This window comes from Bradyrhizobium sp. 186, from assembly GCF_023101685.1.
Taxonomy (GTDB): domain Bacteria; phylum Pseudomonadota; class Alphaproteobacteria; order Rhizobiales; family Xanthobacteraceae; genus Bradyrhizobium.
The window spans coordinates 992755-1016008 of sequence record NZ_CP082164.1; the positions used below are offsets into that span (position 1 = coordinate 992755).

Annotated in this window: 18 protein-coding genes and 3 pseudogenes; 13 read left to right on the top strand and 8 right to left on the bottom strand. The window is 59.0% G+C overall.

Features of this window, described 5'->3' with window-relative positions; all coding sequences use genetic code 11:
* Positions 1-220 precede the first annotated feature (220 nt).
* Together IVB18_RS04480 and IVB18_RS04485 are read left to right on the top strand one after the other, a co-directional pair.
* Entirely contained in the window at positions 221-775 is a 555-nt protein-coding gene (locus IVB18_RS04480; protein ID WP_247324181.1) for a hypothetical protein, read from the top strand.
* Entirely contained in the window at positions 772-1539 is a 768-nt protein-coding gene (locus IVB18_RS04485; RefSeq protein WP_247324182.1) for a hypothetical protein, read from the top strand. Before IVB18_RS04480 ends, IVB18_RS04485 begins: the two co-directional genes overlap by 4 nt.
* A gap of 67 nt (positions 1540-1606) precedes the next feature.
* Here IVB18_RS04485 and IVB18_RS04490 read toward each other — a convergent pair whose 3' ends face one another.
* The 3 genes from IVB18_RS04490 to queD form a co-directional block, all read right to left on the bottom strand.
* Positions 1607-3184 carry a recombinase family protein gene (locus IVB18_RS04490; protein WP_247988125.1) on the bottom strand — a complete coding sequence of 526 codons (1578 nt, stop codon included), beginning with the start codon at positions 3182-3184 and terminating at the stop codon, positions 1607-1609.
* 1426 nt (positions 3185-4610) lie between these two features.
* Positions 4611-5303: a 3'-5' exonuclease gene (locus IVB18_RS04495; protein ID WP_346732657.1), complete on the bottom strand. Its 693-nt coding sequence runs from the start codon at positions 5301-5303 to the stop codon at positions 4611-4613.
* 859 nt (positions 5304-6162) lie between these two features.
* The gene (gene queD, locus IVB18_RS04500) at positions 6163-6525 is read right to left on the bottom strand and encodes a 6-carboxytetrahydropterin synthase QueD (RefSeq protein ID WP_247324346.1); all 363 of its coding nucleotides are present in this window, start codon (positions 6523-6525) and stop codon (positions 6163-6165) included.
* Positions 6526-7306: 781 nt separating this feature from the next.
* On the opposite strand from queD, the gene IVB18_RS04505 reads away from it, so the two are divergent.
* Together IVB18_RS04505 and IVB18_RS04510 are read left to right on the top strand one after the other, a co-directional pair.
* A complete protein-coding gene (locus IVB18_RS04505) occupies positions 7307-8734 on the top strand; it encodes an MATE family efflux transporter (RefSeq protein WP_247991550.1) in 1428 nt (475 codons plus the stop codon).
* Between the two features lie 623 nt (positions 8735-9357).
* Positions 9358-10541, top strand: a pseudogene (locus IVB18_RS04510) (Glu/Leu/Phe/Val dehydrogenase).
* Positions 10542-11023: 482 nt separating this feature from the next.
* Here the strand turns inward: IVB18_RS04510 and IVB18_RS04515 are convergent.
* The 3 genes from IVB18_RS04515 to IVB18_RS04525 form a co-directional block, all read right to left on the bottom strand.
* Complete coding sequence (locus IVB18_RS04515; protein ID WP_247324188.1) at positions 11024-12727, bottom strand: outer membrane beta-barrel protein; 1704 nt, start codon at positions 12725-12727, stop codon at positions 11024-11026.
* 322 nt (positions 12728-13049) lie between these two features.
* On the bottom strand, positions 13050-13265 hold the full coding sequence (locus IVB18_RS04520) for a hypothetical protein (protein ID WP_247324189.1): 216 nt from the start codon (positions 13263-13265) through the stop codon (positions 13050-13052).
* Between the two features lie 47 nt (positions 13266-13312).
* Positions 13313-13909 (bottom strand): recombinase family protein, encoded by a 597-nt coding sequence (locus IVB18_RS04525; protein WP_247324190.1) that lies wholly within the window; start codon positions 13907-13909, stop codon positions 13313-13315.
* Positions 13910-14064: 155 nt separating this feature from the next.
* Between IVB18_RS04525 and IVB18_RS04530 the strand changes: the two are divergent.
* The 3 genes and pseudogenes from IVB18_RS04530 to IVB18_RS04540 form a co-directional block, all read left to right on the top strand.
* A pseudogene (locus tag IVB18_RS04530) lies at positions 14065-14541 on the top strand (helix-turn-helix domain-containing protein); the annotation flags it as partial.
* 53 nt (positions 14542-14594) lie between these two features.
* A pseudogene (locus IVB18_RS04535) lies at positions 14595-14854 on the top strand (hypothetical protein); the annotation flags it as partial.
* A 161-nt stretch (positions 14855-15015) separates the two neighbouring features.
* The gene (locus IVB18_RS04540) at positions 15016-15201 is read left to right on the top strand and encodes a hypothetical protein (RefSeq protein WP_247324366.1); all 186 of its coding nucleotides are present in this window, start codon (positions 15016-15018) and stop codon (positions 15199-15201) included.
* A 310-nt stretch (positions 15202-15511) separates the two neighbouring features.
* On the opposite strand, the gene IVB18_RS04545 is transcribed toward IVB18_RS04540, so the two are convergent.
* Positions 15512-16201 (bottom strand): IclR family transcriptional regulator, encoded by a 690-nt coding sequence (locus IVB18_RS04545; RefSeq protein ID WP_247988126.1) that lies wholly within the window; start codon positions 16199-16201, stop codon positions 15512-15514.
* A gap of 162 nt (positions 16202-16363) precedes the next feature.
* On the opposite strand from IVB18_RS04545, the gene IVB18_RS04550 reads away from it, so the two are divergent.
* From IVB18_RS04550 to IVB18_RS04575, 6 genes are all read left to right on the top strand, one after another.
* Complete coding sequence (locus IVB18_RS04550; RefSeq protein WP_247324192.1) at positions 16364-17152, top strand: ABC transporter ATP-binding protein; 789 nt, start codon at positions 16364-16366, stop codon at positions 17150-17152.
* Positions 17136-17909 carry an ABC transporter permease gene (locus IVB18_RS04555; protein WP_247324200.1) on the top strand — a complete coding sequence of 258 codons (774 nt, stop codon included), beginning with the start codon at positions 17136-17138 and terminating at the stop codon, positions 17907-17909. The genes IVB18_RS04550 and IVB18_RS04555 overlap by 17 nt, the downstream gene beginning before the upstream one ends.
* Before the next feature lie 33 nt (positions 17910-17942).
* Complete coding sequence (locus IVB18_RS04560; protein ID WP_247324208.1) at positions 17943-18965, top strand: ABC transporter substrate-binding protein; 1023 nt, start codon at positions 17943-17945, stop codon at positions 18963-18965.
* A 54-nt stretch (positions 18966-19019) separates the two neighbouring features.
* The gene (locus IVB18_RS04565; protein ID WP_247324209.1) at positions 19020-20261 is read left to right on the top strand and encodes a CoA transferase; all 1242 of its coding nucleotides are present in this window, start codon (positions 19020-19022) and stop codon (positions 20259-20261) included.
* A gap of 77 nt (positions 20262-20338) precedes the next feature.
* The gene (locus tag IVB18_RS04570; protein ID WP_247324210.1) at positions 20339-21166 is read left to right on the top strand and encodes a citryl-CoA lyase; all 828 of its coding nucleotides are present in this window, start codon (positions 20339-20341) and stop codon (positions 21164-21166) included.
* Positions 21163-22062 carry an SMP-30/gluconolactonase/LRE family protein gene (locus IVB18_RS04575; protein ID WP_247324211.1) on the top strand — a complete coding sequence of 300 codons (900 nt, stop codon included), beginning with the start codon at positions 21163-21165 and terminating at the stop codon, positions 22060-22062. Before IVB18_RS04570 ends, IVB18_RS04575 begins: the two co-directional genes overlap by 4 nt.
* Positions 22063-22641: 579 nt before the next feature.
* On the opposite strand, the gene IVB18_RS04580 is transcribed toward IVB18_RS04575, so the two are convergent.
* Positions 22642-23157, bottom strand: a complete 516-nt coding sequence (locus tag IVB18_RS04580; RefSeq protein ID WP_247324212.1) for a GNAT family N-acetyltransferase — start codon at positions 23155-23157, stop codon at positions 22642-22644.
* Positions 23158-23254 lie beyond the last annotated feature (97 nt).

Sequence of the window (23254 nt, forward strand, 5' to 3'; positions counted from 1 at the left end):
GAGCCGGCGCACAGCAAGGAGGCCACCGAAACACGATCCCGAGCGACCTAAGGAAAGACCCGTCGAATATCCTTAAGTAAGCTGCCTACCCGCGCCGATCTCTAGCTGGTTCGGCGCGAGGAACTATCTGGCGATTCTGCTGAATCCGAGTAAAACTTGACAAGCCAACCCATGGGGCGCCCGGTGTCCTCTGTCCGAGGACTGAGGACAGCGCGGAACCATGAAAAGCCAGGATATTGTCGTCCTGCTAAAGCTCGTCAGCTTGCAGGATCATGAACACGCAACCGGGACAGACGTCCACCTGGACGGTGAGGACCCGTACTCGGTGAGAGGGCTCGAAGCCTCTCTCGGAATCAGCAAAACGGAAATCGCGGCCTCGATCAATCGCAGTCTCGCATCCGGCATGGCGATCAAGGACCGCAACACCAACCGTCCAAATCCCAATCGCAGGAACCTGCGCGATTTTATTGCCCACGGGCTGAAGTTTGTTTTCCCGGCAAAACCAGGTCCGATGCAGCGCGGCGTGCCGACAGCTTTCGCCGCCCCTGTCCTAAAGGACTCGCTCCACAGCGCTGGCAGCCTGATCCACGTCTGGCCCTATGCGCGCGGCCGCGAGATGGGCGAGTCAATCGAGCCTCTGTTCAAGACCGTGCCAGAAGCCGCAGAGAAGGACGATCGCCTTTACGCCTATTTGGCTCTCGTGGACGCGATACGACTCGGTAATCAGCGCGCAGCACACCTCGCCAGCAATTTGCTTAAGGAGAGGCTAGGATGACGATTCAAAGCCGTCTCAAGGAAATGCTGAAGACAGTTGCCGTCGCGCTCGGCGATCAACTTCTTGCGCGATTGGTCTTTGTGGGCGGCTGCACAACGGCTCTCTATATAATGGATCCGGTCACGCTTGAGGGAGTAAGAGCCACAGATGATGTCGACCTGAATGTGGATCTGGCCGGCTTCCCGGAGTGGGCAAAGTTACTGGAGCAACTTCGCAAGCAGGGCTTCTCCGAGGCAGTCGACGACAATGTCATATGCCGGATGAAGCTTGGCGAGCTCAAGGTCGACTTTATGCCGGACGACGAGGAGATCCTCGGCTTCAGCAATCGTTGGTACGCAAAGGGGATCGAAACAGCCGTTGAGACGTCACCGGATGAAAACATCACGATCCGGCATCTCGCCCCGCCCATGTTCATCGCAACGAAGCTGGAGGCTTATCGCGGCAGAGGTGGCGGCGACCTTATCGGCAGCCGCGACGCTGAAGATATCCTGCTCCTCGTTGACGGGCGGCAAGAACTGGTTGACGAATCGACGTCCACGCCCTTGTGGTGCTTTGCGCAGAGCAGCATCAGGTTGTTCAGGTCTCTGGCGAGCGCTGGCGAACGAACGGGATCGCCGCGTGGCCGGTCTGCACTGTCGGCCACGATATGCGCGATGAAGCCAAACTTTCCATCCTCACGGCCGGCGATCAGGTCACCGATGAGATCCTCGTTGCATCCGCGATACTCGCAGCGTCCCCCAGCCTTGGCCCAGAGAGCGACCTGAATTTTGCTTGGGATTTGCGATTTTGCCATGGTGGAGGTCCGGTACGACTCGGTATAGTATTCACGTTTTACCCCAAAAGCTCAACCGCGCGGTTCGACAATCCCCACGCGCTTCCTGGGCTGCATCTGGAGGCCGAAGGTGGACCAGCAGAGCCGACCCGCGAGAGCGAGGAATTCCTGGAAGATCTTGCCGTAACCTCCGAACGGTATCGGTCACCGAATTTCGGGTGATCGAAGCCAATGACATTTTCGCCGCCACCGCCCAGCAGCCGCAAGCGCTCTTCAACGCTTTCCCGCTCCAGGTCGCACTCATCGATCCGCTTGAGCAACTCGTCCGGCTTCCGACGGCTATTTGCGATGGCATATGACAGGCGTTCGATCTCGGTAGTCAACACGCGGCGTCGACGCTCTAGCTTAGCGTGTTCGCTGCCCTTATTCCGATCGTTTTTGCGCTCCTCCTTCCAGGCACACATCGCCTCTTCAATGGCTTTCGGCGAAAGCAATTTCAGTTGGATTTTGTCGGAAGCATCCTCGAGCAGAACGTCCATGTCAAAGCTACGGGTGTGCTCGCAGGTGCTCCGCTGATGCGCGCTCGCGCATGCCGCGCGCGGTGCACCGTTACGCGAGGATTGAGCGATTCGCATGTGGCCATTGCAGACGCCACACCGGAGCACACCGGCAAGCGGGTGCTCATTGTTGCGCGGGATCACGACCCGACGCCGCGGGTTGCCAGTCGGTCCGAACATAGATACGGCGCGCGCGCTACGAACCTCCTGCGTTCGATTCCAGAGCACTTGCGGAACGATCCGCAGCTCTGGCTTTTTGACTACGATATGGCGCTCTTCTGGATTGCGGCGCTTCTGTTTCTTCTGGGTCTCCGGGTTGAGAATTGTCGAGCGAACGTTCCAATGTATCTCGCCGATATATAGATCGTTGCCGATAATGCCGCGACCATGCCGACCGCCTGTGATGCACTGATGATTCCAGGTGGTACGGCCAGCCTTGTTCTTGTGACGAGTTGCCCCTGGTGAGGGCACGCCGTCGCGGATGAGATCAGCGGCGATAGTTCGGGTCGAGCGGCCCGCTGCATATTCGGTGAAGATGCGGAGCGCTATCTTTGCTTCGTTCTCATCGATCACGCGTTCGCCCGGCGCGCCCGGCCTCGGTCGATAACCATAGGCGTATGAGCCAGGAATTCTTCCGTTGGCAACAGCGTTGTCATGGCCGCGCCGAACCTTTTCGGCGAGCTGCGGCTTGTAAATCGTGTTGTAGAGACTTGCGATGCTGATGTCAGTGGCGGTCGCATAGACCCCTTTCTGATCCATCAGCTCAACGCCGTTGAACTCAAAAACCTGCTTGAGACGCTGGATGGTTGCGGGATCGCGCGACAAGCGGTCGAAATGCTCAACCACGACTACGTCAAAGTCCTGGTTTTTCACACCGTTGAGCAAGCGCTGATAGCCGTCCCGCGCACCTTCGGTAAGACCAGATTTTGCGGCATCCACAAGCTCGCCGATGACATCGAGGCCGTTGCGCAATGCGACCTTCCGGCAGAGCAATAGCTGACCGTCAATCGAGGTCGCCTTTTGCATGTCGCTGGAATAACGGGCGTATAGTACGGCCGTTTTCTTCGACGCTGTCGTCATGCCGGTCCTTTATCGGCTGCCCCGAGCCGTGATTTTCATCCCGTGCGACCTGACGTCCGATAGCGCGCGCCAACTCAAACCAGATTTCCTCATTGTCCGGATTATCCCAGCTCTGAGGATGAGAGGGGGCAAGCGGTCGAATGATCGCTCGTTGTCTTCGGAGAGATCGGATGCGGGTACGCATTTGCAAACTCGCGAGCAGAAGCTAGCGTAAATTTCTGCGCTGCGCTGCAGCCAAGCCGCAGCGATTACTCGCAACGCTTCTCTCATGCTGACTTCGGCAGCGTCGAATGAAAATGAAATTCTTCAAGTGCCGCGGCGCGCGTGAGGGCATTCCTAGCGATGAGGCGCGTAGTCGAGAGCAGATACGCTAAGCAAAGCGGAGTAAAAATACTTGCGGGTGGGCGACGTAAGTCTGTGGCTGGGAGACCGGTGCCTAGCGGACCCGTTCTCGGTTCACGAGGCTTCTCGTACAGATGTGTAGTGGCTGCCGCGGAGCGCCGGCTCGTCCATCAATAAAATTTGGCCGCTGGCGGCGAATTGTCGCGCGCAGCCCAGACGCGGTGGTCCGACCCCAAGGAACCGTCGCTGATTGGGTCTTTCTTATTCCGCTGGTTCGATGATCCTTGCGTCGAGCCTCCAAGAGCAAGCACTCCGTCTGCGTGAGCTCCGTAATCGGGCGTAGAAAAGCACTGTCAGAAAAACGCATACTTCTGATAGAGTCCTTCCGCTCCGATATCCAAGGAGTTCAAAACTGAACTCGCTGCCCAGGTCCCGTCCGGTGTCTGGATCCTCACGGATTTCCTCCATGTCGGCTGGCGAGACACCGTCGATGGTGCCCGTGGCCTATTTTATTAAATGTTGTCGGCTTTATGTGTCCATGTTTTGCGGGAACGGAGACCGCGACCCCAAAGCATCAGACCTCGCTTGAAAAGATCGAACAGAAGATCGAGCGGAAGAAGGATGAGGCTGTCTTCCTAGCGCGTGAGTTCACCAAGTCTCGGCGGCGAAGATCAGGCCTTGGGCGCGCTTCCTACCCTTCTGGGCAAGGGCTGTCTCGCACGGCTCGGCTACGCCCCATGGCCGTGCCAGTCCCTCGCGGCTGACGCCAGATGGCTTCGCCGGCGTGGCGCGTCAGGCGCTCGATGAGCCTGGCGTGGAACGGGAACCTACCGAAGCCGAACGTGCCTATTGATGAGGGCCTCTCGACCCAGATTCCCGTCAAACCCGGTCGTCCGTCAAAGGCCGCTTCTCGCGTAAAGCCTGATCATCATGCATGCAGGCACATACACCACGTTGTCGCGCGAGACGGCGCGGGAAGCACGAATCGGCTCAACCGTTTGGTCCGGCCTCGTGTCTACAATCGTCTTAATGCCTGTTGCGGATTTCGTGTAGATTTTCCGGATCGAGCAGCACCGGTCTCCTTCTAGATCCTGACGGAAAAGCGGTTGAAAGCTGTCAGGCTCTGAATGCGGAGCTCCACTTCGCGCTGATAGATCGTCCTTTGCAAGAACACGATTTCCGCGTCTCGATCGCTTTCGTCGACATCGATGTACCAAGACTTTGAGCGTCCATCGATACCGTCACTCCAGCGATATCCACGCGTCTTGAGTTCATCCTTCGGCTCGAACGGCGAATGTTCGGCCCAGATCCTAGTGGTTTTGCGCCGCGCACGTTCCAGCAGTGCGGAAAGAACGGTCCTATTGTGATCGGGGAGCTGCAAGGGTTGGATCTCGAGGAGCGCGAGGCAGTCATCGACAGCGCGATGAGCCTCATGAAACAGGCCCGCCTTCATCCGCAGATACGGCAGCCGTGAGCCTTCGAAGCCATGACTGCGCCATTCAATCTCACTGACCGAACACGCCCAAGCTTGATGCTCAAACGACGGACTGTAACGCTCCATGAACGTGCGATCGAAAGCGGCATTGTGCGCAATGACGACAACGGCATCTGCCGCGAAGGCGGCAACGCGATTCGGGTCAAGGTTGTGGCCATTGACCATCTCGTCGGTAATCCCGGTGAGAGCCGTAACCTCGGGGGGATGGCCACCGACGGCTGGTTGAAACAGCTGAATGTATCGCGGGCTCGGGTGGTCCGGCCGTCCGGTAGGTACGCGAATTTGACCATTCCAAGCTCGATGATCTGATCGCGGGTCGAATTCACGCCGATCGTCTCGACATCCAGTAGGAGAGCAGTCTTGGCTGCTTCATCGTTGCTCGCAGCGAATTCTGGCCGCGGAACGAGCCGGCGCAAGATGCGATAATCCCGTGATTGCTCGAGCGCGGCCGCCATTTCGGCCAGGTTACGGGATCGGTCATTTTCTTGGTCAACAGATGAAATCGCGTTCCGCGTGCACCTGACTGCACTCTACCGGATGCGCTCGGGCGAGGCATCGGTGCCTGTGGACAGCTATTCGCCGGTTTACGTCCGCAGCTATCGGCTGGGTGGAAATAACCGGTCGGGCGAAACGGCATCCGCGACCAGCCAGCGGGGACGCTCGAGTCCAGCACCTTGCCAACTTCACTAGAGGCTTCGCCCGCCGAAGTGTCGAACGGCGGATATTGATGGCGATCTCTATGGCACGCTCGCATCCACCCGTGCTCCTCGCATTCGCGGCTAGCGCCGACCTGCTGCAGCACCGAGATCGCCCAGCCGCGAGCGTCCGGGATCGAGGGTCCTCTCTCCGGTACAATCAGCATCGAATTCGCTCCAACGAATCCCCCAGACAGTTCCGGCGGTTAGCACAACGTGGGATTCCGGATCGTCTGGCCGAATGCGGTCACGTGCTAGGGGGGCCTCATGACCCAGCCGGGCGCGGTCCTCTGACCTCCCGCGAGATCCAAGGGCCTTCCGCGAGCACGGGAATCTGCCCGCGGAGCCGGCCGACGAGGAGCCGAAGTGCAGATCGAGCAAGTCGGCTTCGGAGCCGAAGAAGGACAGGCGTGCCGCATCGACACAGTCCAAAATGAGCGCTGAATTCAGCGATCGGGCCCGTCATATTCCGCCCAACAATCGGTCGTCTCGTACACCCTCACGCTCGAGAGTTGCGCAAGGCACGGTTTCGCGTGCTTCCAGATCCAGATGGCGATATATTCCGCCGTCGGATTTTCCAGTCCCGGGACTTTGTTCAGGCAATGGTGATCGAGCTTCTTTAGAAGAAGACCGAACGCTTCTTCCATGTTGAAGAAATCCATTACGAACCCGGTGTGCGGATCGACGGGCCCGTTCAGCACGACCTCGACCCGATAGGAATGACCGTGCATCCGATGACAGCGATGTGTCTGCGGGACGTTTGGAAGTCGGTGCGCTGCCTCGAACTTAAATACCTGGGATATCTTCATCTGATGCCGGGATGTTTGTGGGATTGCACGCTGAGTCGCCATTTCCGATGAGCAGACATTACGCGACGGCGTGCCGCATGTGGTCGACGGCGTCAAATTGTCGAGCCCCCTCTCATCGAACCGGTCCGGCAGAGCTTCCGGCTGCGGCTACACGAATTTTGAGTTCGTGTCCGCGAGTGATGCCCACGCGGCGCGATTTGCTGACGCAAATCGAGTCACCACGCCGGCCGGGACCGGCAGCCTGCCGTTCGTCTCGATCGCGATAAGGAACCCGAGATCATGGAGCGCTTGCACGAGATCGTCGCCGAACCGCAACAGTGGTTCTGGGCACGTTCATTGCCTGTGCCATGCAGGCGATGGAGCGTCTACTACAAGATCCGGTAGATGCCGAAGCCAACTTGAGGCGCTAGGGTCCGGCCGCGTTCCCCCGCCGGTCATCATCGAGGAAACAGAAATGAACGCAACCGACGGGAAGCCAACAAAGGGCAGAACGGCACAATATGACTGGCAGAACCTGGGTGGCTACCCACGAACACCTCAATCAGGATCCTCGTTGTTCTGACTTAAGAGCCGCAGAAGGCTACGATTGCCGGGAGGCGTATACCTAGGGAAAATCGACTAAGGCAAAAATCAGCTTGTGAAACGTCAAACGGATTTACGCGATCACGGCGATCGATTGGCGCAGATAAACTTATGTACCCCTGTGCAAGGAGCAGATCCGGAGAGGGTTGCGCTGAGTACGCGATCAGCGAATTTGGAAAAGCTCGCGACACGTTCATCCATGAATGAGCCGGATACGGAATTCGCGCTCGAGAGCGAGCGCAATTTGATGCCACAGAAGAAACAGCACATCGATCTATCGGACCCGAATCTCTCGAGCCTTATCCTGCGGCTCGCCATTCCATCTGTTGTTGGGTTATCGATCCATGCGTTACAGCAGGTCGTCAATGCGATCTTTGTTGGCGCACTTGGCGCGCAGGCGATCGCAGCTGTGAGCATGACCTTGCCGATCATGGTCCTGCTCGCGGCAGTCGGACAGGGGATCGGGGTTGGAACGGCGTCGTTCATATCTCGTCATCTGGGCGCTCGTGAGTACCTAGAGGCGAGTCGAGGCGCAAGTACAGCACTCGCCCTCACCGCTCCGACCGGTATCATAGTTACCGTCGCACTGCTTCCAAATCTGCCAGCGATATTCGCAAGCCTCGGAGCCACTCCAACCATCATGCCCGTGGCGCTCGACTACGCGGGAACGCTTTTGTTCGGGAACACCCTGATGCTTCTAAACATCGTCAGCGGGTTCATTGTCAGAGCCGAAGGCGATACGCGATTCAGCATGTGGGCGATGCTTACCGCGTTTCTACTAAACGCTGTGCTTGACCCCGTCTTCATATTCCTGCTTCACCTTGGTGTGCGAGGCGCAGCCATCGCAACGCTGGTATCGCAGATCGCTGCTATTGGACTCTATATCGCGTATTTTACGAAGCTTGGCGGGACAGTTCTCGTCAGGGTATCTCACATATCATTGCGAGCAGATCGGATCAGACAGCTCGCGTTGGTAGGCGCGCCGGCGACAATGACGAGTATCTTATCTGCTTTTGCCGTTATGCTGTTGTATGGAGCTGCTGCACCGTTCGGCGATGATTCCATCGCCGCAGTTGGAATAGCTGTGCGAATCTTGATGGTCGGCGCACTGCCTATCACCGGGTTCTGCATAGGCGCTCAAGCTATCCTGGGTTTCGGTTGGGGCGCACGCGACTATGTTCGTATTCTGAAGGCTGCGAAGTTCATGCTCTTCGTGACGGTCGCATTCTCCATGGTGTATTCTGCAGCCGTTGTGATTTTTGCAAGGCCTTTGGCGAGCCTATTTAGCGATAACGAGAAGGTCACGGAAATAGCCGTGTCGACCTGCATCGTGTTCCATCTCTTCTTTGGGCTGTTTGGGGTTCAGAGTTTCGTGACGGCAATGCTTCAGTCGTTTGGGAGAGCACGCCTCAGTGCAATTGTGTCCCTGGCGAGGCAGGGGTATCTCTTCATACCGGCCGTACTGTTATTCCCGATGGTTGCGGGTTTCAACGGACTGTTAGCCAGTCAAGCAATCGCTGAGCTGGGCGCCGGAATGATCGCTCTGTTCGTCATGTTCCACCAGTTCGGTGAGCTCAGACGAGCGCTCCGGCACCGTGGTTCAAGAGCAATCGGGATAGCGGGTTGACCTGAGAACGGATGTCATCGAGCCCAGAGCATTGGGCGTAAGCCTCCTGAGAAGCTCGCGGCAAGATGCGCTGCCAGTGGGCACGGATTTTGCGGGCTCGCGGGCGTGCGATCGGCGCGGTCCTTCATCCAGGCGTGCTCCTCGCACTCGCGGATCGCACCGGCTCGCCTAGCGGACGGATCGGGCAGTTCGGCGAGCGATAGCCAATGTGCTCCCGCTCGCCAGGCGGGGGGTGCCTTTTTGCGAGCGCGTTGGCGGGGCGGCAAGGGCTCTACGCGCGGTCGAAAGGCTCGGCTTTAGCAGAGTGGGTGTTTCTGCGCTTATGCGGGTTTGTCTCTCAACCCGGGGCTTTGGAGCTGACTTGAATGCCGCCGCTTTGGGTCGACACTTCGCAGGACGCTCTTGAATTTTCGCCTGCCACGATTCGCTGTTGGGCCGTCGTGGCCGCCTCGGTCAATCTCGCTTTCATCGCATTGGTCATATTTTTGGCGTGACCGCGAGACGCAATCTTGCTGATTGGACTAGTTGTCTCGCCCACACTGAAACGCGCAACACGCACTAGGGAGCTCGGTGCTCTGAAGCACAAGCATTCCAATGTTTCATATCCAGCCTCAGGAGCTATCGTGACTGTCTACACTGGGCCAGTGTTTGAGATGGCCGTAAAGCAATTCGAAGTGATCGCGAATTATCTGGGGATACCGTAAGACCCCGCCTGCTGCTGCCGAAGCGATCTGTCACGGTGTCGTGCCCAATTCACCGTGATGACGAGCACAACGGCGGTTTTTGAAGGCTATCGGGTGCAGCATCACCTTACACTTGGCCCTACAAAAGGGGGCACCAGATTCGGGCCAACCGTCGACCTTGGCGAAGTCGCAGCGCTCGCGATCTGGATGAGCTGGAAGTGTGGCCTGGTCGGATTGCCATATGGCGGCGCCAAGGGCGGAATTAACGTCGACCCTTCTAGCTTGTCGAACCGTGAGCTTCTGACTCTGTCGCGCCGGTACATGCTGGAAATGATTCCGTTTGTTGGGCCGCACACAGATGTCATAGCTCCCGATCTTGGAACAAACGAGCAGATCATGGCGTGGTTCATGGATATCTACTCGATGTATCAGGGCCAAACCGTCACCGAGATCGTGACTGGCAAACCTGTCAGCGCTGGCGGAACGCTCGGTCGCCGTGAAGCCACAGGCCGGGGTGTGGCTCATTTGGTTCGCCGCGCAGCGGACGAGCTCAAAATCCCACTCAATGGCGCAGCCGTTGTTCAAGGCTTTGGAAATGTCTGTTCGATCACCGCACTCGAGCTACACAACATGGGAGCGAAAGTGATCGCGGTCAGCGATCACACGGGCGCGCTTTATCGACCTCGGGGGCTCGATATACCACAGCTGGTCGGACATGCTGCCTCGCAAGGTAGCCTGGATGGCTACTCCAGCGAGCTTGCTCTAGATCCAGGCGAGTTGCTGACGATCCCGTGTGACGTGCTTGTTCCGGCTGCCCTGGAATGGGTCATCGACGCCGAAATAGCCAGTAGGAAGGCCATCAGGAGGAGATCTTCCTCATCCCCGATATTCTCTGCAACTCGGGCGGTGTCGTGGTCAGCTACTTTGAATGGGTGCAGGACCTCCAGCGACTGTTCTGGGAGGAGGAGGAACTCACGCGTAGGGAGTATCAACTTTTGGACCGTGCTTTCGAGCGCGTCCTGGCGCGAAGCAAACGTGAAAACCTGTTCAATCGCACGGCAGCCATGGCGATAGGTGTCGAGCGCGTTCGCGGAGTAAAAGAAACACGCGGACTGTTTCGCTAGTAATGTGATCTCGCTGAATGTCTTTGTTGTCAGTTCGATATGTCGGGCCGATGACAGACCGGACTTTCTGCACCGTAGGCCCAGGTGGGTCGCCGCCGAAGTTCACGGCGGCGGCCCCTTCTTTACTAGTGAATGAGTGCGTGCGTCTTACGAATCGCCCGTCGATCAGAATTGAACCTTGTTTTCCCCGTCACACTTCGTGAATCGTCCTACAAGGGCAAATCTTTGCGGGGCTTGTTGAAGTTGCCGATTCCAGCCTGGCGCCGCTTCCACGTTTCTATCAGCTGCTCGACAGTATCTGACTACTATTTGGCGGCGGAATCCACCGTAAACTCGCCGCCGGCGGGCCACGCCGGTAATGACTTCCACCTTCGAAAACGTCTCGGACGGTTCAAGGTACTTCTGCTAGGGAAACGCGTACGGCTTCAGGATGCTCGTCCAAGGAAGGCTGGAGTCTGGAGCTTGACTACGGTGGGGCCTTTTCAATTGACCTTGTAAGAGGCCTGAAAGAACGTACCCCAGCGCTCCATGCTAAACTTCGAAAACCCAGTCGCAGTGGTTCCCGGATAACAGCCTGTGCATATCGTTTCGCTGTCCTTTTGGGTCCACATTGCCCAATAGCGCCCGCCGACGCCGATGCTCAGATTATTGGTGATGAAGTAGGACAACACGCCTTCGACCTGTACACCCCCGCCTCCGTTCCCGCGTTGATCAGCAAAGGTAGTCGTCGGGCGCAAGAGATGGTGGTCGCGACCAGCGAAATCGGTCCAAGGCAGGTAAGCGACATCCGTGCTTAAACGCCAACGCTCGGTAAGCATGGTTTCGGCGCTCAGGCCGACGCGAGGTGCATTCCACTGCGTATCCTGGCTGCCAATAATTTGATCAGCGGACGCCCGGCATAGTTGCATGGGGTTGGCAATCTGCATGCATCCCATCGTGTCGGAGTTCTGGGCGTAATAGGTCCAGCCGATAAATCCGCCGAGCTTGTAGTTGGCGCCGCGCAAAAAATCGTAACCTACGTCGGCCGTGTAGTACGTGAACCTCCCGTTTGCCTGGCCCGATATCGTGTTGCTATATGAGCTGCGAGGGATGCCCCAATCTTCATCGTTGAACTTTCCTTTCTCGAAGCGCCCGATGCCGACGTTGCTCTTCAGGAACACTCCCCACGGGCTGTCAAGACGGCCAAATAATTCCCCGGAAAGTCCATCTAGGCCGTGGTAGGTGAGCCTTGATATAAGAATGTTAGGATCTTCAGTAGCGATCTCATCGGGAATAGCGCTGGCGTCCCATTGGAATCGTCCCCGGCTGAGCCAGAGCCGCGATCCGCCTTCGAACGACCAACCGGCCGTGTAAGCAATCGGCGGCGCGCCGGCAGGTGCTTTCGCGTACAGCGGCGCATCGGACCATTGGGCCGCCCATGGGTCCGGGCCGAAATGGTAGTTCAACCCCATCTTTCCGATGTGATAGTTGCTGGACAGGCTCGTTGTGTTCGCCGGAAGAATTGCCAACGGCGGAAGCTGCACCGTCGGAGGCGTTACGACACTTGGCCCACCGAAATGCAGATAGTCATACTCTACTTTGACCGACCATGCAGGCGTAAGCGCTTGCTCGATGCCCAGCCCGATGATGCCACCGACCTGACCATAGTCGAAATGAGTGTTCTCCTGTGGCTGCAGGCCATTATATTCGTTGTTATTGAGCACGTTGCCCTGATTGTATTGCCAAGCCACGCCTCCCTTGAGATAGGCCAGCGTATGGCCGAGAGCGCCGAACGCGTAACCGACGCGGCCGGTCCCGGTGGCAAAGAGGTTTGGACCTGCCGTGCAGTTTGCGCTCACAACAAAGCCCGAGGCGGCCAGGCAAGTATTTGTGCCATCGGAGACAGCACGGCTGGCATCTAGTTCGACGCCAAACACCCAGCCGTTCTTCTGCCAATTGTAGCCGATCTGGCCTCCTGCGAGGAACACTGGGGTATCGACGCCGCCGCCATAGATTGACGGACCGTAGGGATTGCTGAAGGAGGTTCGGCCGTACCCACCGCCGACGTGCCCGCCAATATAGCCTCCGGACCAGCTCCACACCGCGGGTGGCAGTTTCACTTCCGGCTCAAGGTTCGCCGCATTGGCTGCACCGCTTGCGATGAGCGCAATTGTTGTGGCTCCCGAAAGAAGAACTCCAGATCGCATCCAATACTTCCCTGCATTTTCTCGGTCCACAACCGAGCGCCCTTAAGTTATCGCCGCAGCAAGCCGTCGGGGCGGACCAGACGCTAACGGCGATGCGCGCCGAGTCCGTCCCGAAGACCATCGCACTGCGATTGGTGATGATGACGTGAACAACGCAAACCTCGTGCCGAAGAGAGTTCGAGGCTCTGCAGGCACTCCGTAAGGTGTGTAGCGTCAAGTTGCTGACATTTGTCTCAAGACTGACAGTCTGCGCTGCTATCGTCCGACAGGACGTTGCGCTTCGAACAGTTGTCCCATCGCCCCTCAATACGCGGGACGCGCGTTAATGTAGGGCATTCAACTCCGCATCGTTCAGCGCGGTGATCGAGGAAGCGCTGCTTGGCGTCATGGGGCGATCGCCGCTGCAATCGCGGCCGCCAAGAGAGCTAAGGAACGGCGGGATCAGGTGCGTGATGCTCTCCGCCGACATCATCCAGCCGTGCGCCAACTGGTGCTGATCGCCAGCGACGATCTCATTGCCGGCTTCCTCAATCGCCATGGCCTCAAGACCGGCAACGGCAATCGCGTACCCGCGAGCGCGTCACATCAATGCGCTCGAACTACCACATCCCGGTGTTTAAGCCTGCCGATGGCGGAGTAGTGTGGTCCCCGCCGGGCCGTGTCCCCGTTGGTCTGCTTCACCGGCAGATCGAGATTGTACTCGTGGAGCCAGCAGAGCGCCTGTCGCGCGCCGCCCAGTTCCTCGACCTTGTCGAACACCAGCCTGATCGCTTCCTGGACACGCCGATCCGGATCTTTCTCATAACGGTCGCCGGCCTTCACGAAGCCGACCGGCGCCGCCACAACCAACTCGCCCCGGCGCGCCTTCTCGTAGCGGGCCGAGAGCGAGCGCTGGCGCAACAGATCCAACTCGTACTCGTTGAGGCTGCCCTTGAGCCCGAGCAGCAGGCGGTCGTTGCCGTGCCTTGGCGCATAGATCGTCTCCTGATCGACCAGGACGGTATCGACCACGCGACACATCTCGATGAGTTGCTGCCAATCCCGGCTGTTGCGAGCGAAGCGAGAGACCTCGCGGGCGCAAACCGCCCCAACCTTACCGAGGCAAACCTCCGCTACCATTCGCTCGAAACCGGCGCGTTGTACGCCGCCGGCGGCTGAACGACCGAGATCATCATCGATCACTTCGATCTCTGACTAAGCTGGGTGATGACGGACTGAGATAGGCGGCGTATCGAGGCGGGTGTCGAGCCTGCCAGAACCTCTCAAGGAGAGCGATACGCCATGAACGAGAGCAGTACCCACTTTTCTTGGATCGTGAGTCGTGATTCAAGATATGGATGATCCCCGAAGCAAAAGAAGTCCACCTTTCGCGGAAAGATCGCAAGGTGCTTGAGGCGTGTTGTCGCTCGCCAATGACGTTGCAGCGCGATTTGAAGCGAGCGCGGATCGTTCTGTTGGCGGCGGATGGGCGCAGCACCCGGTCGATCGCCAAAGAAGTCGGAGTCCAGCCGCGGATTGTCAGCCTTTGGCGGCACCGCTATGCCGATCATGGCCTTGAAGGGCTGCAAGACAAGCCGCGGCCCGGCAAGCAGCCGATCTATACGAAGGTCACCGACAAGCGGATTCTGAAGCTGCTGGATAAGCCGGCCCCGCAAGGGTTTGCACGCTGGACAGGCCCTCTGCTGGCCGAGGCGCTGGGCGATGTTGACGTCCAATATGTTTGGCGGTTCCTGCGCAGCCACAAGATTGACCTCGCGGCTCGCAAGTCCTGGTGTGAGAGCACCGACCCGAAACTTCACGGCACCGCTCGTGCCCCCACTATTTGATTGTTTGCGTTGAAGGTCTTACTGCGCTTCTCTGTAGCGCCATGTCCACGAAATCCCGCGGTTTCTGTTCGGCACTCAAATCAGAATGTCGGCCGAGCGTGCAATGGAGGCGCGCAAGCAAGTCGACAAGCTGGCTTGTGAGGCGTGGAAGGGACCGACCCCGCCGTCACCTACGATCGGCGACGCGATCAATGCCGGTTATTTTTACTTGGAAGTTCGGTGCCTGGGGTGCGACACCAATCAGACCGTGGCGCTCGACATCATCAGGCGTGGGAAGACCACGCCGGTGCATGAGCTAGATGTGGTCTTTCAGGAGGTTGTCCATCTGGTCCGAACCGAGGAAGCTGAGGTTGCGAAGCTTCAGTGTTCCACGGAAAGACCAGATGAACAGCCAAAAGAATGCTCCCCTGACGCCGAAAGGTCGAGAGGCCATGGTGCGGTGTGTGGAAGCGGGACTGAGCAATGCACGCCGCCGCGCGCCAGTTCAACACCACGCCGAAGATGGTGGCCAAATGGGTCGAACGGCCGCACAATCTGCGCAACGTTCTGGCTGCGCTTGCATCGATGTCCGCGCGCCGCAGCTTGGCCCTCAGCATATGCCGGCTCCAGAACACCAGCACATATATCGAGCAGCGTAATAGCCTTTGAAGAAGCCTCCCTCCTGATGCCCGTGTACAGGTGGGTGGCGTCGAGATCGAGGATGATCTGCGGCGGGATCACTTGGGCGACTCCAGGAACAGCTTCAGGGGCGTCCCACCACTCCAGACTGATCTGCACTACGCTCTGTCGTTATCAGGGCATTCCTTGAACCACCACAAAATTCTTGCCGCAAAAGAACGCCTCGCCGAATCGCGCCCCGATGCGCCTCAACAATGTGAGAAATGCACGCTGCGCTCAGGAGAGGCCCTTGCGGCACCCGCTGAGCTGTGCGTCATAAACGGAACGCTGCCATTGTAGCTCAGCGCTCGCTTGCAGGCAGCAGACCGATCAGCGCTTTAGCCTCGGACTTCAGAACTACAATCGCAGCCTTCCGAGCATCTGCATCAAAGCGAGTCCGAATGGCGGAGACCGAGAGGGCGCCGCGCAATTGGCCATGAACGTCGATCACAGGCACAGCTGCGGCCGCGACCTCAGGATCCCGCTCGCCGATCGAGACGTAGAAGCCACGATCTCTGACCTTCTTTCCATCGGCTGATGCAGAATCGCGGTAGGCGGTAAGAACACGGCCGGCAGCGCCGCGGTCAATCGGCAATCGCTGACCCTCTTCGAGGTGATGCCGGACCGAACGCGGAGAATTGACGCGATAAAGGCAGATGCGCTCGTCGCCCTCCGCGATGTAGAAGGATGCGGTCTCTCCGGTTGCCTCGACCAGACGATGGAGCGAGGGTCTGATCAGGTCACCGAGGTCGAGCCCGCGCTGATAGAGCGCCCCAAGGCGCCATAGCTCCGGTCCGGGTCGAAATAGCCGGTCCGTACCCCGCACCAGGAAGCCATCCGCCTCCAGAGATGCGGCAAGGCGAAGGACTGTGCTCTTGTAGAGGTCAGTCGCATCCGCAATCTCCGTCAGCGTCATCGCGGCGCGCTCCGGGTCGAACGCCTTAAGGATTGCCAGTGCCCGCGCGACCGCATCAACCCCTTTTCTTACCATCGATACCTCTGGTTCTGCTGTACAGAACCAATAGTCAGAATGACGACAAGAGTCCAGCCAGCTAGCAAGAGCGCCATTCTGCACATCAGAATACGATTGACTCCTTGTGAGACGCGAGCTACTCGGTTCCAGACGCCAGAACAAGTTCTATGGAGCGAAACAATGGGGCGGCCGGGACTTGCCGTGGACTTGCGCGACGTGATGATTCGCTTCGGCGACTTCACGGCCGTCAAAAGCATGAACCTCCAGGTGGCCGAGACTGAATTCGTTGCAGTGGTCGGGCCGACCGGCTGCGGAAAATCGACCATTCTCAACACTGTCACCGGACTGCTGAAGCCCGCCGCCGGCGACGTTCGCATTTTCGGCCAGTCTCTTACGGGTCTGAACGGTCAGTCCGGCTACATGCTTCAACAGGAAGGGCTGCTGCCCTGGAAGACCGCCCAGGACAATGTCGGCCTCGGGCTCGTCTTTCAGGGCAGCTCGATCGCGAAAGCGCGCGAGCAGGCACGGCCCTGGCTCGCCAAGGTCGGATTGAAGGGATTCGAGGAGCGCTATCCGCATCAATTGTCCGGCGGCCAGCGCAAGCGCGTTGCGATGGCACAAACCCTGATCATGGAGCCCAAAATCGTTCTCATGGATGAGCCGTTCTCCGCGCTGGACGTTCATACACGCCGACTCATGCACCGCATCCTGCTCGACCTCTGGCAGGCGGACCGGCGCTCGCTCATCTTCATCACCCATGATCTCGATGAGGCGATCACGCTGGCGGACCGCGTCGTTGTGATGTCTGCCGGTCCCGCCAGCCGCATGGTTGCCGACGTCAGGATCACGCTGCCTCGTCCGCGCGATGTTTCTGCGCTGCAGACCACCGACGAATTCGTCGCGCTCTATCGTGAAATCTGGTCGCTGCTCGGCGCCGAAGTGGAGAAAAGCTATGTCACGCAGGGGTAGGGTCGCTCTCACGCAGTTCGCCATCCTCCTTGGCCTGATCCTGATCTGGGAATTGGGCGTGTGGGCCGGACTGATCGATCCCTTCTTCTTTCCGGCACCGTCGACACTTGTCGTAAGGATCGGGGAGTGGATGTCGACGGCGGACTTTTGGACCGATATTGGCATAACATTGCTGGAGACGGTCCTGTCGTTCCTGGCTGGCATCGGGATCGGCACAGCACTTGGTATCTGGCTGGGCTTAAGCCCGTTTGCTGCCGAAGTCGTTCAGCCCTTTATCAAGATGTTCAATGCAATCCCGCGGATCTTGCTTGGACCCATTTTCGTCATCTGGTTCGGATTGGGCCTCACCTCCAAGGTTGCGCTCGGCGTCACGCTGGTTCTATTCGTCGCATTCTTCAACACCTTCCAGGGCGTCCGCGAGGTCAATCCGGTCGTGCTGGCGAATGCCCGCCTGCTGCGTGCATCGAAGTCGTCCCTGCTACGGCACGTCTACCTGCCGTCCGCCACGACCTGGATTCTGTCGAGCCTGCGGGTGTCCGTCGGCATGGCCGTGATGGGAGCCGTGGTCGCCGAATATCTCGGCTCGTCCGCAGGATTGGGGCACTTAATTGCGCAGGCCGAAGGCGTCCTCGATGCGACCGGAGTGTTCGCAGGAATTATCGTTCTCTCCGCCTTCGTCGTTGTCCTCGATGCCATCGTCGACTGCGCGGAAAAGCGGCTCCTGGTCTGGCGGCCGGCGCCTGCGCACGAAAGCTGATCGTACGCTCTCCCATCAATCATGGAGGTTCGCATGCACGTTTCCATAAGATTGACGCCGGTCGTGGCGCTGGCCGCATTCTCGGTCATTTTGGCGCATGCCACCGAGCCCGAGAAAACAAAATTGAAGATCGCCGTGGGGTCACAAATTCTCAACTATATGCCTGTCGAACTTGGAGTGAAGCTTGGCTCCTTTAAGGAAGAAGGCCTTGACGTTACCGTCGAGAACTTCCAGGCCGGTGGCTCAAAGGCTCTGCAGGCCCTGATCGGCGGCTCCGTCGACGGGACTATCGGCTTTTACGATCACACCATTCAGATGCAGGCGCTGGGTAAGCAAATTTCCTGCGTGTTCCTGCTGAATGACATTCCCGGCGTCCTGCTCGGTGTCCGCAGCGACCTCGCCGACAAGGTCAGAACCGGCGCCGACCTGAAGGGTCTCAGGCTCGGGATCACGGCGCCGGGGTCATCGACGGAGACTATGGCGCGTTACTACATCAAGAAGTCAGGATTGGGTTCACGCGATGTCAACATCATTGCCGTCGGCAGCGGCGCACCGGGCATGGTGGCGCTTGAGGCCATGAACGTCGATGCCCTGGTCTATTTCGATCCCATCGCGACGCTTCTCGCGCGCAAGAAGAGCGCGACAGCGCTGTTCGATGCGCGCACGATCGAAGGCTCAAAGCAGGCCTTCGGCGGATCCTATCCGACCGCGTGTCTCTACCTTCAGCAGTCTTTCATCGACAAAAATCCCGAAACGGTCCAGCGCCTGGTCAACGCCTTGCTCAAAACTCACCGCTGGATCAACGCAACGCCGACGGAGCAGCTCGTCGATACGATTCCTCCTGGTTACAAGACTGACAATCGCGAGGTGAATATCGAAATCATGAACGCATCGAAAGCGCTCTTCTCGCCAACCGGACAGATGGACATTGAGGCGGCCAAGGTCCCGCTGGCTGTCCTGAGCGACTTTGATCCAAAAATTGCTGCCGCAAAGATCGACCTGAACAAAACCTTCACCAATCGTTTCGCGGAACGCGCCGCACAACAACTGAAATAGCTGCCCGCCGGCCAAGCCCTCACCATCGGATCACCTAAAGGAAGGCGTCTTCAGATGTCTCTGCCGCTCACCGGCATCCGCGTCCTGGACCTGTCGAACGTGTTGGCCGGTCCGTTCTGCGGTTATCATCTCGCGCGTCTTGGCGCGGAGGTCATCAAAGTCGAAAATCCGAACGGCGGCGACCTCGCGCGGCGCCTCGGCGCCGATCCGCAAAGGGCAGAGCGCCTGCAGGGCCTCTCTTTTGTCGCGGTTAACGCCGGCAAGCAATCCGTGGCGCTGGACTTGAAGTCGGAATCGGGCCGCGAGGTATTCTTGCGACTCGTCAAAGAAGCCGATGTGGTGCTCGAAAACTTCCGGCCGAAGGTGATGGAACGGCTTAGCCTGGGCTTTGATGTGCTCAGCAGGCAGAACCCGCGTCTGGTCTACTGCGCGATCTCCGGCTTTGGGCAGAGCGGGCCGTGGTCCGCCCGTCCAGCCTATGACCAGATCGTTCAGGGTCTGTCTGGTGCCATGAGCGTCACTGGCGATACGGCCTCGGCTCCCCTGCGCACGGGCTTTCCGATCTCGGACACGATTGCGGGACTGACTGCTGCCTTTGCCATCGCCGCGGCTCTGGTCGAACAGCGGCATAGCGGCCGCGGTCGGTTCATTGACGTGTCCCTGCTCGAAGCCACCGTTGCAGCGATGGGATGGGTCGTCTCCAACCACCTGAACGCTGGTGTCGAGCCGCAGCCCATCGGCAACGAGAACTTCACCGCGGCTCCCTCCGGCACGTTCCGCACCGCAACAGGCCCGCTGAACATTTCCGCCAACGAGCAGAAGCAGTACCAAGCCCTATGCGACCTGATTGGCCGACCGGACCTGAAGACGGATCCACGCTTTGCTGGGCGCGAGATGCGCAAGGTCAATCGCGCAGCGCTGAACACGGAGTTGAACAAGGCGTTGAGTTGCAAGCCCGCTGACGAATGGGAGGCCCAAATGAATCTGGCTGGAGTCCCCGCAGGCTGCGTGCTGACGGTCTCGCAAGTTTTGCAGCAGCCACAGCTCCTCGAGCGCGGATTCGTCGAGACTTTGGCCCCAGAACAAGACGGTGCGCAGCCGTTACGAATCACGCGGCCGGGCTTCCGGCTGGATGAGGAGTTTTCGGTGCCTTCACCACCTGCGACGCTCGGAGCAGACACCGAGCGATGGCTGCAGCGGCTCGGCTATTCGTATGCGGAGGTCGAGCAACTGGTCTCAAGCCGGGCCGTCGGGACGCCAAGCAAGGAGAGGCTGATTTCCTGCCCGTCCGCGTAGCCGCGGACGGACCAATATCATGATATTCGACGGCTTACGGCGGTTGCAATCGGCAGGTTGAAGGGGCGGAACCGGAAATGAGCGAAGAAGAACTGCGACAGCAAGCGGCCCGTTGGTGGCGAACCTCCATCTGCGACATCGCGCCCGGTCGCATCGCCTATCGGGGTTATCCAATCGAAGATTTGATCGGCCGGATTTCCTTTCCCGCCATGATCTGGCTGATGTTGCGCGGCGATCTGCCGACGCCAGCGCAGGAGCGGCTGCTGCAGGCTGCGCTGGTCGCGTCCGTTGACCACGGTCCGCACGCGCCCTCCATCGCAATTGCGCAGATGGCGGTGAGCTGCGGGCTGCCCCTGAACGGTGCGATGGCCTCCGCGATCAATACGCTCGATGACGTGCACGGCGGAGCAGGGGAGCAGGCGGTCGAACTCTACGAAGATGTGCTGCGGAGGCGCGATGGCCTAGAGATCGGCGAGGCCGCGGCCGCCGCAATCGACCATTTCACCGCAAGGCGCGGCAAATATCTGCCCGGCTTCGGCCACCGGTTTCATCCGGTCGACCCGCGCGCGGCACCGCTATTGGCGCTGGTGGATGGCGCAGGTGCTGAGGGCAGTGTCAGCGGCGACTATGCCAAGGCCGCCCGCGCGATCGAGCGCGTGATGCAGCAGCGCAAGGGCAAACTCATCCCAATGAACATTGATGGCGCGACCGCGGTCATTTATGGCGAGCTCGGCTTCGCGCCTCCGCTGGCGCGCGGCGTCTTCTGCCTGTCGCGCGCGGTCGGAATCCTGGCCCACGCCTGGGAACAGACCAGGCGCAAGGATCGTAACAAGGGACCGATGCCCAAGCAGTTTGGCTACAAATATGAGGGCCAGCCGCGCCGCACGCTGGGAGGCGCGTCATGATGTATCTCGACAAGCCGCCTCAGCTGGTTGAGACCCGCGTGTTCTCGTCGATGCCGGCGGAATTTCGTCGACCTGGTGTTTCCTCGAAATGGGCGGATGCCAACCGCGGGGGCCATCCGGTGGATTGTTTCATCGAGGGGCCGTCGTTTGACAAGTCCGGGAATCTCTACGTCGTCGATATCCCCTTCGGCCGCATTTTCCGGATTTCGCGCGACGGCATCTGGTCTCTGATAATCGAATATGACGGCTGGCCGAATGGTCTGAAGATCGCACCTGATGGCCGGGTGCTGGTGGCCGACTACATGAACGGCCTCATGGAGCTCGATCCGCAGCGGGATACTATCAGCCCGCTTCTGGGGCACCGCAATTCCGAGTCCTTCAGAGGCTGCAACGACCTGCATATCGCGACCAACGGCGACATCTATTTCACCGATCAGGGGCAAACTGGATTGCACGATCCGACCGGCCGGGTGTTCCGACTGCGTCCTGACGGCCGGCTCGATTGCCTGATTTCGAACGGGCCAAGCCCGAACGGGCTGGTGCTCAGTCCCGACGAGGCCGTGTTGTTCGTTGCAATGACGCGCGACAACAGCATCTGGCGCGTGCCGCTGATGCGTGACGGCGGGGTTGCGAAGGTGGGACGGTTCAGCTTGTTCTTCGGGACCAGCGGTCCTGACGGGTTGACGATGGATCAAAAAGGGCGGCTCTTTGTCGCGCACGCCTCCCTCGGCCACGTCTTCGTCATGGCGCCGAACGGCGAAACGATCGCCCGCATCAAGTCCTGCGCTGGTGCGACCTGCACGAACCTCGTATTGGAGGCGGCAAACGGCACATTGCTCATTACGGAATCCTCTACCGGATCAGTGTTGATGGCTGATCTCGCTCACCTTCCTTGAACGTTCGCCAGCAGGAGTGACAAGGTGGTACCGAATCCTTTCACGCGACGGTCCACCGAATCAAGATGCAGGAAGGAGCCCGGTAGATGATTGGCTTGCCAGTTGCCGAGGCATTGTACTTGGCGACGAATGGATCGCATTTGTGTGCGGTGATCCGAAACTGGCGTCAGTAAGTCGCACTGTGTGGGAAGCACGAAAGAACGACTCGGCTATCGTTTGTAAGGCTGGGTCGGGCCCCGCAACGGGCCGCCGCCGACTTGGCTCCGCGCCTTTTAGCCGGGCAGGTTTCGGCTCGCGGTCCACGAGCCTTGAGAAGACCCACGTATCGCTTCGCACCATGAAGAACGCGTTGATGGCTGATATCTTGAACGTTCCCGCCAAGAAGGTCGAAGAGGTAACCGCTCGCAGTGGGAGTAAGCACCGCATCAGCGTCGAGGTTCTCGATCATGCTCGGCCGCGACGCACGCGTTGGAGCGTTCGTTTTGAGAACCAACAAGCAGCAGGATTTGCTGCTTTGAAAGTCTTTACTGATAGGCCCAGGAGCGCTTTTAACTGTGTGGAGCAGAGGTCGCAGTACTGTCATAGCCTCTTGCGCGCGCGCAATCCTCCAACCCGATATCCCCTCTCCTCGTAGAAACGGCGTACCCGTTCTAAGGCCGGATAGCCATCCGGGGGCAACGCAACCTCAATCATCTGCCAGCCTCGGCGCTTCGCCTCCGAATGTACCGCCTCGAGCAGATGCCGACCGTGGTCAGAGCTTCGGAAGTCGCGAGAAATCCATAGCTCCTGAAGCACACCGTACGCTCCGGCCGCTCTCACGGCCTGTACGGCCGAGATGGCAGCGACCCCTACAATCTGCCCGGTGACTTGTTCCTCGATGACAAAAATGAAGCCCTCTTCGGGATCCTGAATCAGGCGCAAAGCAGCCTGCTTCGCGCCTTCAAGGCTGAACTCTGGTCCGGGGCCACCTAATTCAGAAAGTAGCTTTCCGACGGCTTCTGCGATCGCGTTCTCATCTCCTGGCACGCCTTTGCGCAAAGCCGTGCCCCCGTGGGCCAGGCCTTGCGCTTCAGCGCCAACACGAACACCCGTCACGTTAGTCCCTCCAGTCCCTCTTGAGGAAATCCATGTTCAGAAAGGATACAGAAAACGCAACTGAGAGCAACTATCAAGCTCGGTAGGGAATAGGACG